The 12,497-nt window shown below is 49.0% G+C and carries 11 protein-coding genes; 9 read left to right on the forward strand and 2 right to left on the reverse strand.

Features of this window, described 5'->3' with window-relative positions:
* Positions 1-31 precede the first annotated feature (31 nt).
* Positions 32-3,028, forward strand: a complete 2,997-nt coding sequence (locus tag KQI_RS0112765; RefSeq protein ID WP_010347151.1) for a glycoside hydrolase family 3 protein — start codon at positions 32-34, stop codon at positions 3,026-3,028.
* A 66-nt stretch (positions 3,029-3,094) separates the two neighbouring features.
* On the forward strand, positions 3,095-3,592 hold the full coding sequence (locus KQI_RS0112770; RefSeq protein WP_010347152.1) for an RrF2 family transcriptional regulator: 498 nt from the start codon (positions 3,095-3,097) through the stop codon (positions 3,590-3,592).
* A 93-nt stretch (positions 3,593-3,685) separates the two neighbouring features.
* On the opposite strand, the gene KQI_RS0112775 is transcribed toward KQI_RS0112770, so the two are convergent.
* Complete coding sequence (locus tag KQI_RS0112775) at positions 3,686-4,780, reverse strand: GGDEF domain-containing protein (RefSeq protein WP_010347153.1); 1,095 nt, start codon at positions 4,778-4,780, stop codon at positions 3,686-3,688.
* Positions 4,781-5,078: 298 nt separating this feature from the next.
* On the opposite strand from KQI_RS0112775, the gene KQI_RS0112780 reads away from it, so the two are divergent.
* From KQI_RS0112780 to KQI_RS0112805, 6 genes are all read left to right on the forward strand, one after another.
* Complete coding sequence (locus KQI_RS0112780) at positions 5,079-5,474, forward strand: Fur family transcriptional regulator (RefSeq protein ID WP_007432866.1); 396 nt, start codon at positions 5,079-5,081, stop codon at positions 5,472-5,474.
* A complete protein-coding gene (locus KQI_RS0112785; protein ID WP_010347154.1) occupies positions 5,450-6,289 on the forward strand; it encodes a winged helix-turn-helix domain-containing protein in 840 nt (279 codons plus the stop codon). The genes KQI_RS0112780 and KQI_RS0112785 overlap by 25 nt, the downstream gene beginning before the upstream one ends.
* Before the next feature lie 145 nt (positions 6,290-6,434).
* The gene (locus KQI_RS0112790) at positions 6,435-6,848 is read left to right on the forward strand and encodes a BlaI/MecI/CopY family transcriptional regulator (RefSeq protein WP_010347155.1); all 414 of its coding nucleotides are present in this window, start codon (positions 6,435-6,437) and stop codon (positions 6,846-6,848) included.
* A gap of 3 nt (positions 6,849-6,851) precedes the next feature.
* On the forward strand, positions 6,852-7,712 hold the full coding sequence (locus KQI_RS0112795; RefSeq protein ID WP_010347157.1) for a M56 family metallopeptidase: 861 nt from the start codon (positions 6,852-6,854) through the stop codon (positions 7,710-7,712).
* A gap of 118 nt (positions 7,713-7,830) precedes the next feature.
* The gene (locus tag KQI_RS0112800) at positions 7,831-8,238 is read left to right on the forward strand and encodes a DoxX family protein (protein ID WP_010347158.1); all 408 of its coding nucleotides are present in this window, start codon (positions 7,831-7,833) and stop codon (positions 8,236-8,238) included.
* 165 nt (positions 8,239-8,403) lie between these two features.
* Positions 8,404-10,389, forward strand: coding sequence for a methyl-accepting chemotaxis protein (locus KQI_RS0112805; RefSeq protein WP_010347159.1), 1,986 nt, complete (start codon positions 8,404-8,406; stop codon positions 10,387-10,389).
* A gap of 95 nt (positions 10,390-10,484) precedes the next feature.
* Here the strand turns inward: KQI_RS0112805 and KQI_RS0112810 are convergent, their stop codons facing one another.
* The gene (locus tag KQI_RS0112810) at positions 10,485-11,459 is read right to left on the reverse strand and encodes a DMT family transporter (RefSeq protein WP_010347160.1); all 975 of its coding nucleotides are present in this window, start codon (positions 11,457-11,459) and stop codon (positions 10,485-10,487) included.
* Positions 11,460-11,638: 179 nt separating this feature from the next.
* Between KQI_RS0112810 and KQI_RS0112815 the strand changes: the two genes are divergently transcribed.
* The gene (locus KQI_RS0112815) at positions 11,639-12,496 is read left to right on the forward strand and encodes a LysR family transcriptional regulator (RefSeq protein ID WP_010347162.1); all 858 of its coding nucleotides are present in this window, start codon (positions 11,639-11,641) and stop codon (positions 12,494-12,496) included.
* The last annotated feature ends 1 nt before the right edge of the window (position 12,497 follow it).

Raw genomic sequence — 12,497 nt, forward strand, 5'->3', positions numbered from 1 at the left:
TCATTATATTTTGGATAAGGAGATGACGGATATGAGTCATGAAACAACGGATATCGAATATTTATTTCAAGATCCGAAGATTCATCTGGATGAGCGTGTACGAGATTTAGTGTCCCGGCTAACTTTGGAGGAGAAGATTGAGTCCATGCTGCAATATCAGCCTGCCATTGATCGTTTGGGGGTCGCGGCGTATAAGCACGGTACAGAAGCGGCACACGGTATAGCCTGGCTGGGTGAGGCGACTTCATTTCCTCAGCCCGTGGGATTGGCGTGTACATGGGATACGGAATTGATGCGGCAAGTTGGCTCTGTGATCGGAGATGAGGCGCGCGTCTATTACCGCCGCGATCCGAAATTAAACGGCCTGACCCTGTGGGCACCTACGGTGGATATGGAGCGTGACCCGAGATGGGGACGGAACGAGGAAGCCTATGGTGAGGACCCGTATTTGACAGGGGAGTTATCGAAGGAGCTGGTTAAGGGAATACAGGGCGATCATCCGGTCTATTTGAAGGCGGTTGCGACGTTAAAGCATTTCCTGGGCAACAATAATGAAGTGGATCGGGGGAGCGGCTCTTCCAGCATAGATCCGCGGAACCTGAGAGAATATTATCTGCGAGCCTTCGAGAAGCCTTTTACGGAAGGTGGAGCCCAGTCCATGATGACCTCCTATAACCTGATTAATGGAACGCCTGCGACGTTATATCATGGGGTTAACGATATTGTCAGGGGCGAATGGGGGATGGATGGCTTTGTCGTTAGTGATGCGGGTGACGTCATGGGGATTGCCAACGACCACCAGTATTATGACTCTCATACGCTGGGTGTAGCCGAATCCATTCGAGCGGGGATTGACAGCATAACGGATGATGCGGAGCTTTCCAAGCAGGCAATCCGTGAGGCATTGACGCAAGGTACGCTGGAGGAGACAGATCTGGATCGGGCACTATTCCATACATTCCGTGTCCGGTTCCGTTTGGGAGAATTTGATCCGGCGGCAGACAATCCCTATGCCTTGATCGGGGAAGAGGCACTAATGACAGAGCAAGCCCGTGAATTGTCGCTGCGTGCGGCAAGGGAGCAGGTCGTGCTGCTCAAAAATGAGCGCGGGCTCTTGCCGCTGGACCCTGCGCAGTGTGGCAAGGTAGCCGTGATCGGTACGCTCGGCAATGAGGTGTACCACGACTGGTATTCCGGTACATTGCCTTATCGGGTGACACCTCTGGAAGCGATTCGCGCCAAGCTGGAAAGCGAGGACACGAAGGAACGCGTCATGTACCGCGATGCCAAGGATCGTGTGATCTTCACGGCGGTGAGCGACGGGGCGAAGCTTACAGTCGATCCTTCCGGCGAGATGCGGCTGTCCCATGATGGAGAGCCGACGGTATTAACCATGACGGATTGGGGCTATGGAAGTGTGACGTTAACCGATGAGCGCCTGGGTACTTTTGTGACGAGCGATGAAGAAACGCTTCGTGTGACAGCCGAAGAAGCCTATGGCTGGTATGTTAAAGAAGTTTTCGGCCTGACTCCTGTTGAAAAAGGGCAGTGTCTGTGGACGACATGGAACGGCAAGCCTGTGGTAGCCGGGGCGGAGGACTCATTAAAGGTAGTGGAGACCACAAGTTCCGTTCCCAACGCTGTAGCAGGAAACGCCTCGACAGTCTCAACAGCCTCAGAGCATGGCCATACGACGTTCCAGGTAGAAACGGTGTCGGATGGTTTGGCGGAGGCGATAGCCGCTGCGCAAGCGGCAGATACAGCGATTGTATTCGTTGGCAATCACCCGCTCATTAACGGCAAGGAAGAGAATGACCGCCCAGGCTTGGAGCTGGCAGCTTCCCAGCAGCGGCTTATCGAGGAGGTGTACCGTGCCAATCCGAATACGATTGTGGTTTTGACAGGCAGCTACCCGTTTGCCATTCCCTGGGTTCAGGAGCATATCCCTGCGATCGTATACACTTCCCATGCGGGTCAAGAGCATGGCACGGCAGTAGCCGATGTACTATTCGGTGATTATGCGCCCGCGGGTCGTTTGAACATGACATGGTACCGGAGCGAGGAGCAATTAGGCGACATCAAAGATTATGATATTATTCGTGGCGGTCGTACCTATCAGTATTATGAAGGTGAACCCTTGTACGCGTTCGGTCACGGGTTGACGTATTCGCCTTTTGAATATAGTGAGCTGCGCACAGATGCCCAAGCGTCTGGTGCAAGCGAAGGGGCGGCTACAGAGGACGGGGCGGGGAATGTAAGTTCCATTGCTGCACTGGATGCCACGGATACTTTTCAGGTGTGGGTGGATGTGACCCATCGGGGCGCAGCTGCCAGCGAGGAGGTTGTACAGCTATATGTACGGCCTGGAGCTTCGCGGGTCAAGCGGCCGTTGAAGACCTTGTGCGGATTTCAACGTGTCCGCTTGGAGCCGGGGGAGACGCGAACAATTGCTTTTACGATTCGAGTGAAGGATTGGGCGATCTGGGATGTTACACGGGATCGCTATTGCGTTGAAGCTGGTGAATACACCCTGCTGGCAGGCGCTTCTTCAGCGGATATCCGGCTGGAGCATCCTGTGAACGTTCGCGGCGAAGTCATTCCGCCTCGTCAAGCCGGACGGAGCATTCGCGCTGAGAACTTTGATGATTGTGCCAATATTCTGCTGGATGAAAGCAAGGAGCAAAAGGAGGCCTGTGTACGTCCGTATTCACCTCAGCATCCTGGCTGGATCGCTTTTCACGGCGTGGAATGGGGGGCGGCAAGCACGGCTGAATTTCAATGCCGCGTATCAGGCAATAGCAGCGACGCAGTTATTGAGCTGCGTTTGGATACGCCGGACAGCGAAGCAGTGGCTCGTGTGAACGTGGGCAATACGGGAGGAGCGCAAGCATGGATGACGCTCGCCGAAGCGCTGTGTCCAATCTCGGGTGTACATGATGTGTACCTGTGGTTGAGTGGGGAGGTGCGGTTAAGTCATTTTATTTTGAAAGCTTGCTGTCCTACAGGAGATTCTGGTCCGCAGGCTTGAACTTACTTCTGACTTCACGTACAATGCATTCATCGAAGTTTCTACAGCTTAGGGGTGTCATTTCATTTGAATAGTGAAAAAAGACTACGCACCGCAACGCCCAGATGGCTTGGGGTGGCGGTAAAGGCGCTTGTCTATTTGGAAAAGCACGGAGAGCTCTGTGCCAGCGGATCGATTGCCCGCTCCATTGACTGTGAAGTAACCCTGGTACGCAGGGTGCTGACGCGACTTGTACAGGCAGAATTAATCGCAGCACGCGAGGGCCGTGAGGGAGGCTATGTGCTGACCCGTTCGGCAGACCATATTACACTTGCAGATATATATCACGCCATTGAAATAGGTGATCCGATTTTCCCGGGTATGATGCATGAACCGGAGACGAACCCTTTTTGTGGGGAGCTGGCGATCGCTGTATCTGAAATATTAGCCGAGAGCGAACGCCGTATGCTGGAGGTATGGAAGTCTCATACACTAGCTTCGCTCGCCAAGCGTACAACACTCGCAGTGGGCAGCTCCAGCCATCATGAAGGCAAGGATAACGAGGCATCTTCCAAAAGGGAATAGCACATTTTTATTCAAAATGATAATAGCCGATACAACTCTCCAAAAGAGGATTGTATCGGCTATTGGTGTTGGGGACGTATGTCCCAAACTAAACTATATTTCATACGAGCAAATCCGGTTACGCCCCGCATGTTTAGCTTCGTATAATGCTTTATCCGCTTGCTCCAGCAGAGCCGCCCCCGAGATATCTCCCCCGGTATCAGGAAAGGTTGTCACGCCGATCGACACGGTGATTTTAAGAATAGGCCTGTCCGCTAGAACAAACTCGTACTGATTCACGCCGCTAAGAATCTGATTCGCTATGCGCAGTGCTTGCCGAAAAGAACAATTTGGCAAAAGCACGGTGAATTCCTCTCCCCCGCTGCGGGTGACAATGTCATTAGAGCGACATTTGTCAATCAAAATCTGTCCAAGCTGGCGCAGCACGGCATCTCCCGCAGCATGACCATAGGTATCGTTCACTTCCTTGAAGTGATCAATATCCAGCACCAGTACAGATAGGTGCTCGTGACGTTGACGAGCCCGGGGAAGCTGTTCTTCCAGTGAAGATTCAAGCTGCCTTCTGTTGCTTAAATTGGTGAGATGGTCTGTATAGGAGGTGTGCTCCAGACGAAGCAGTAGCTCATTGGAGGTATTGATAGACTCAGCAATGATATATACAAGGAACCCGCCTGCCATGGAAATCACGAAATGGAGCGGATAAACGTGCAGGACAGCATCTATATTATTATTCAAATTAATCATGAAAGGACAGAAGATAACGCCCAAAGCGAAAACATTCATAATGATCAGCTTAGATAAACGGGACCAGGACAGATGTGACAGTAAAGCGCAACCCAGGCCCACGAGCATCATAAATAAAGCTCCTACGATGGCCTGTGTGGTGACACCAAACAGCAATAATCTGCCTAAGCATATAAATAGGGTAGTCAGGAGCGCTGCCGGACCGCCAATGTAAGTCGCGGTAGCCACAATGGCCAGATGGCGAAGATCGGCAATCGTATTAAAACCAACGTGGAATGAATAGTACATCAGAACAATGCCATAGAACCCAAAAAGAGCGCCTCCAATCCAATGTACCTTATACTTTAAGGTGTGTAGACGGATTTTATACCTTTGTGATATGAGGCCGGTTATATACAAAAAGGTAACAAGGATACAGGTATTTACAAAGAACGTACTGAACAAGATGCTAACCACTCCCGAGAGGCATATTCCTTCATTTTATCAAAAAAAATTGACATTAGGCTTGAAAATGAAGAATTTATTGAAATTTATTACGCCGATGTGACTTATAACGTTTCGTTCTTACATTTAGTACATAACTGGAAATAGATTGAGCATACTCCAAAAATACAAATGGCTTAATTTATCCGATCCCATTGACTTGGAATAAATTAAGATTTATACTTATTCTAAATTAAATTGCTATTGTGATTACTAGTTAAGAATAAATATAATCTAGCTTAGTTAAGGGAGATGCGGTATGAGAACCTTAAATTTAACCTCGCAACGCCAAGCGGTGTACGATGTGGTTCGTGAGGCCCATGATCATCCTACTGCGGCCGATGTTATGAATCGGTTAATGGAGCGCGGATATAATCTGGCCTATGGAACGGTATATAATTCGCTGCGTTATTTAACAGATAAGGAATTAATCCGCGAGTTGAAGCTAGGGGAAGCTGCCAGTCGTTATGACGGACGAATGGACGATCATCAGCATATTATTTGTCAGGTATGCGGACGGGTAGATGAAGTGATGAGCGAGGTTCCAGACGATTGGACCGAGACGGTTGCGCATGAAACGGGATATGCCATTGCCCATGCCCATGTCGTATTCGGAGGAGTGTGTAAGGAATGCCAAAGCAAGCGAATCAAATAACGAATCGTTTCAAAGCAGATGAGATGCCCAGACGGGTGAAGGGTAACTGGACAACGATGTTATCCACTCCCTCTGCCCCTGTGTTGCAGACGGCTCCTTCCAATGAGCCGTTGTACTGCCCGACCACACGTCGCCTCGTTCTGATCAGCTCGGTTCCGGGTGTAGTTCATGGCTTGGTACGTACATTGTCAGACGCGTGCTTTGATGTGATGGTGTTCCATCGCTGGGAGCCGGAAGTGCAGCGCCATTTGGAAAGTGATCTGTTGATTTACGATTTGACAGCTGCCGATACACGTAGTGAGTTGCTGGATTTCCGCAATCGTCTTGCGGCAGATCATATGAAAGACACCCCTGTCATGTATGTGGTTCAGGATCGGTCGGCTGTACGAGCGCATGAACTGCTTCCTTCCGAAGAGGTTCTGGTATGGCCGCTGGCTTCCAATCACATGGTGCATGATATCGAACGGATGATTGTACGTCATCCGGCAGCTTCCCGTCAGGCAGGGCAGACCAGCCGCCGCACTATGTTCAAGGATATTTGGATTGACCGTGATAAAATGCTAGTATACAAAGAAGAAAAACAATTGAGTTTGACCAAAACAGAATACGATTTGCTGTTGAAGCTGATTGATGCGCAAGGCAAAGTGATCTCCCGTGAGCAAATGATGCACGATATCTGGGAGACGGATTTTGTAGGTGGCAGCAACGTTGTAGACGTGCATGTCAAAAGTTTGCGCAAGAAGCTGGATGACCGACCTGCCGAGCCTGAATATATTGCGACGGTCAGAGGCGTAGGCTACAGATTGGCAGATTGAACCGAAGGTCATCAAAGCTGATAATTTTCGCCGGATGGAGACATTCGGCGGAGATATATGAATTCCTTGAGGAAACTGACACAAGCTGAGACAGTTGACTTTATCAGGGTACATACACTACAATCGGTAGTGTGAGGTGCTTCTTATGAAACGACTGAATTTTAAAGCTGGCGAAACCGGACTTAACCGTTTTTTCGGACCTCTGGAAGCCAAAATCATGGATATTTTATGGTCCACTTCGGATCGGAGTATCAAAGAAGTGCAGACCGCGTTGAAGGGGGACCGTGACTTTAACTTCAATACGGTGATGACCGTTATGAACCGTTTGGTGGAAAAGGAAATACTGAGTAAGAGTATCCACGGAAGAACGTCTTTATATCGCCCAGTTCTAAGCAGGGAAGAGTTCATGGATGAACAATCCAAGGAGCTGAGTCACGAATTGGTGGATGAATTTGGTCCACTCGCTGTCAATCATATGATTGATGCTCTGGAGATGGCTGACCCCGTGCTGATCGAACGTCTGGAACAAAAAATTAAACAATGGAAAAAGGATATGTAGACGATGTGGAAAACACGTTCTAAATTACTGTTTACAGCAGGCGCCTTGATTTCGGGTTTCGCCCTTATACAGATGGGTATGTACGCCGGGCAGCATGTTTTCGGCTGGACATTGAATTTTAACGTGTTTCAAATTTGTAGAAGTCTGTTGCAAAATTATGGAATCGGCTACATGGTGGATGCGCTTAGCGGGCTCGTCTTCCTTACCTTCGGCATCGCCGGGTGCGAAGCGGTCCGACAGTGTATGGCCACGAGGGCAGCTTTCCGCAGACTGCACCGAATGCGTGACCTGCCGTTGACGGAGGCACTGGGTGAACGATATCGTGAACTCGGGGCTGACCGGATTTGGGTCATAGATTATGCCAAGCCTGCCGCCTTCACCATGGGGTTATGGAGGCCGCGCATTGTATTATCCTCCGCATTGTTGTCCGTACTGGACAAACACGAGGAGGAGGCTGTCATATACCATGAAGCGCATCATATGAAACATTATGATCCATTGAAGACATGGTTGCTGCAAATGTGTGCTACCCTGCTGTTCTACTTGCCGGTGCTGCGTCATATTACCAACCATTATAAGATAGCCCGTGAAATTTTAGCCGACAATGAAGCCATTAATCAGGCCGGTTCGCCGGTTGGGATTGGAAGCGCACTGCTCAAACTTCTGAGTATGACGCCTGCCAAGACGCGCCTGGTAAACTCTGCCGCTTGCTCCTCTTTTGCAGAAACGTCCATTAACTACCGTATCTCACGTATTTTAGATCCGCAGCTAGAGCCGATCATCCCAATGCCTTGGCGTTCGATTATGTTTTCCAGCTATGTGCTAGTGATGCTGACACTTATGTTTGCACTGGCGTTAATGTAGTTTGGTAAGATATATCCTAATGGTGGCGCTTTAAGCGCTACCGATTCTTGATATGTAATACACTACACATTGTAGTGCTGGTTATCTAATCTGTATACAATCTAAAGGAGATGAGCATATGAATCAAACACTTACGAATATTGGATTACTGTTGGTACGAATCTTTACAGGGGTTATTTTCATTGTTCACGGTTCACAAAAATTTCAGGGACTGGACGGAACCTCCGGCTTCTTCCAAAGTATAGGACTTCCTGGCTGGTTGGCTCCTGTGGTCGCTGCGGTTGAACTGGTCGGCGGTATTGCACTGGTCCTAGGTATTGGAACACGACTTGCCGGAGCAGCGTTGACCATCGTGATGATCGGTGTATTGCTGACTGCTAAAAAAGGACAGCCCTTTGGCTCGATAGAATTTGATCTGCTGGTTCTGTTCACCAGCCTTCAGCAAACACTTGTTGGTGGACGTTTTCTGGCGGTAGATCAGTTGTTTGGCCGTAAAAAGTCTGGAAGCAGCAACGTGCAGGTCTAAAGTTCAGGTCTAATTCATCATATGAACCGCGCCCTTGGTCTCAGGGCGCGGTTTTTTATTTTGCCCATTTATGAAATATAGCTGTAAATCATTTGCTGCATTTGACCGATATAACTTCCATGAGTGTAATTAAAACATAGCTTTTCAAGTAAAGGGGAAAAACACATGGGAAAAATGCGAAAGAGAACGACCATTTGGACACTCAGAAACAAGCTTGTTTTGGGTTTTCTGCTTATTTTGTTGGTTCCGAGCTTAAGTATATCTATCGCGACTTATAATTCATCGTTTAATGCTATGGAGAAGCAGCTCTACAGCAGTGCAAATCAGGGAGTAGTGACAGCTAATTCGGTAATCGAATATTCACTTTCCAGTAAAATCAAAGATGTGGGTTATTTAGCTAAGGGACTCGACAGCTCCATGATTGATGGTCGAAACAGCCCGTTGATTCAGCCCAAGTTGATTCAATACATAGGTCTGTACGAGGATGCGACCGATGTTTTTGTCGGTACTCCAGACGGTCTGATGATTCGGGGGGTGCCTAAAGAGGACGAAGGTACATATGATCCCCGCAAGCGGGACTGGTATATGGAAGCGATGAAGCAGCCTGGTAAAGTGGCAATTACCCCTGTCGTAATAAATTCATCCGGTATTCCTGTTGTCGTCGTATCTCAAACGCTCTCCGACCAGTCCGGAGTTATCGGGATTTCTCTGAATCTGGAAAGTGTACGTAAACTGGCTTCCATCAAAGTGGGGCAAGAGGGATATATCATTATTTTGGATCATACGAAAAAATTTGTGGTCCACCCTACGATTAAGCCGGGTACAACTCTTGATGCAAGCTTTATTAATGATATGTATGCTGCGCCGAGCGGACAGTATACTTATGTGTATGAAGGCCAAGAGAAGTACCTGAACTATGTTACGAATAAGGAAACCGGTTGGAAAATTGCGGGAACCTTCTATCAATCCGAAATTAGCGATGCCACCGCTGCCATGCGTTACGTAACCATTTTCGTGCTGGCAGCCTCGTTAGTGCTTGCACTTATTGCGATTTTTCTGATTACCCGTTCCGTTCTGGTGCCGATCCGCAAACTGCAAAAATCGGCAGAGCAGATCAGTGAAGGAGATTTGACAGGCGATTTGGAGACAGGAAAAACCGATGAGGTGGGTCAGTTGTCTTCTCACTTCCAATCGATGGTGGATAGCTTGCGCGCAATGATTCGAAGCGTACACGAAACCACAGATCGGGTAAGCTCTTCGGCAGAGGAATTGGCTTCGGGGGCCGATCAGACGACCCAAGCCATTGAGCATGTCACCATAGCTATTCAGGAAGTAGCAGTGGGCAGTGAGCGCCAGGCCCAGAGTGTCAAACATGGCTCTGTAAGTATGGAAGAGCTTGCTCAGCAGGCAACGGACGTATCCGATCGTATGGTGGGCGTATCTGAACAGGTAAAAAGTAACGCAGAGTCCGCACAAGCAGGCAGCAAGGCAGCTACGCGAGCTGTACGAAAGATGCATGATATCGACGAGACGGTTAACGATCTCGGGCATGCCATGGATTCCCTGAGTGAACGCTCCAGCGAAATTGAGAATATTATCAGCGTCATATCCGGTATTGCCAAACAAACGAACCTCCTGGCGCTAAATGCATCCATTGAGGCGGCACGTGCTGGCGATCATGGCAAAGGCTTTGCTGTGGTTGCTACGGAGGTACGCAAGCTGGCTGAGGAATCTGCCAAATCAGCGACCCTGATTTCAGAGCGTATTGAGGCGATGCAGATGGATATGGACCACGCTTTGACGGCTATGCACCAAGCCCGTACACGGGTGACGGAAGGCATTGATTCAGTAAGCACGTCTGAGCAATCCTTTGCGGAAATCAGTCAGGCTGTGGAACTAGCGACGGAGCATATCAATGATATTACCGGAGTGACACAGGAAATGGCCCGGGGTGCCGCAGGTGTGGTGAGTATTATGAGCGATATTTCCCATATTTCGAACGAGGCAGCGGGCAATACCGAGTCGATCTCAGCGGCAGCTGAACAGCAACTTGCTTCTATCGAGGAAATTGCTTCTTCCTCAGCGGATCTGAGCCAAATGGCTGAGGAACTGCGTGAGCTGGTTGGACGCTTCCGAGTCGGAGAAAAATAATAAACGATAAAAGCGCATGGATACAGGAGTTTATTCTCCTTGTCCATGCGCTTTTATGCTTTTTGCCACAATTTATGGCTCATATAGATTAGACACTATCTTTGGAATGATTTGCGTCGATCCAAGCGGATACGGCTTGGAGTGTTGGAGGTGCGTAGATTATTTCTTTGAACCATATTGTTCAGCACCAGTGCGAAGATGACCAGCAATGTCCCATACAGCTCGAATTGACTGATGGCATAGCCTTGGAAGTACATGAGCACGAGCGTAGTAATCGGTACAAAGTTAATAAACAGAATTCCGTTCAACGGAGACAGCTTGCGGATTCCGGCATTCCAGCTCAGCAAGGCAGCCAGTCCTGGAAGCAGAATCATAAAGCTCATTTCGTATTTGACTGACCATACATCCTGCCAGTCCGGCACTGCAATCCAATGGAAGGCAGAGGAAACGGTGACGACGACGAAGGAAACAAGGGTTCCGAGCAGGCAGGTTAAGGTCGAATAGCGAAGAGTGGACCAGCCTGCAAAGTGGCTGCCTCCCATGGAATACAAGACCCATCCGACGACCCCTGCAAAAATGAGCAGCAGCGGCAGCAAATGCTGCCCGGCAAGCGTGAAGAAGGTCCATTTTCCGTTCGTAATTACAAGTACTGCCCCAGCCAATGCGATCACCATACTGATCAGCGTATATTTCGGAGGCATTTTACGGGTCAGGGTCCATATCATCGCAATCGAGATCATCGGCATCAGAACTTCCATAATAGAAGCTACAATGGTGCCTGCTGCCCCCATCCAGTGTTGTCCCTGGAAAACGGCCATATTATAAATGGTAAATCCCATCGTACCGAAGAAAAGCAATTTCTTGCCCCCGCCCTCAAAGCGAAAGGCAGCCCGTCCCTCTTTGAGCCACAACAGCACGATCAGGATGAGCGAAACGACAAAATAACGTAAAAATGAAAAATACAGCGGATTGACTTGTTGCAAGGCAATGTGCGAAACCGGAAACATGGCGCCCCAGGACATGCTGGCGATCAGACACAATAAAGATCCGGTCATGATTTGTTTATTCATGGTGAAAAAAAGCTCCTCCTTGCCGACCTCAGCGGACATATCTTATGGACACATCATAAAGGATAGGAAGCTGACGGTAAAATGATTGAAAATAAACATTATGATCATTTAAAATGATCATAAGTGACAAGGCGCGTCAATTTCGGCGGTCTTGCCCTTCACATTAAGGGGGAGCAGTAGTGGATTTGAACGATTTAAATATTTTCCAGACCGTAGCTGCTCATGGTAGTGTCAGCAAGGCGGCAGCCGAGCTTAGCTATGTGCAGTCCAATGTGACGGCCAGAATCAAGCTGCTGGAAAAGGAACTGCAGACGCCTTTATTTTATAGACATAAGCGGGGCATGATCCTCAATGCGGAGGGAAAGCGTCTGCTGCAATATACGAAGAGCATTTTATCGCAATTTGAGGAGATGAAACATGCGTTTCAGAGCACCTCTGCACCTTCGGGAGTGCTGGAGATTGGTATTGTGGAGACGGTGGTTGCATTACCTTCGATTTTGCATGCTTACTACAGCCACTACCCGGATGTTGAGCTGTCGCTCAAGGCTGGGGTTACAGAACATCTGGTGCAGGAGGTTGCAGAAATGAGGCTGGATGGAGCCTTTGTGACCGGACCAGTGAAGCATCCCCTCATCGAACAGTTTGATGTCTTTCAGGAAAAGCTGGTCCTTGTTTCCCAGGGAGATGACTTTTCCGTAGAGGATATTACGACCCGTCCGCTCCTTTTATATAAAAAAGGGTGCGGGTACCGGGAGCGGCTGGAAACCTGGCTCAGGATGGAGGGGGTTATTCCCAAGCAAATTATGGAGTTTGGGACGTTTGAGACGATTGTTGGCAGTGTGGCGGCTGGTATTGGAATGACCGTGTTCCCCGAGTCTTCGATCAGCGGGCTGAAGGCCCAGGGACATGTGCATTGTCATGCGCTGCCAGAGCCGTACAATGAAGTGACGACGGTATTTATCCGTCGTAAGGAAGCCTATGTTACCAGTACCTTACAGTCCTTTATCGATGAAATTATCGCTCAGATTCAGGCGTAGC

Source organism: Paenibacillus peoriae KCTC 3763, from assembly GCF_000236805.1.
GTDB lineage: Bacteria > Bacillota > Bacilli > Paenibacillales > Paenibacillaceae > Paenibacillus > Paenibacillus peoriae.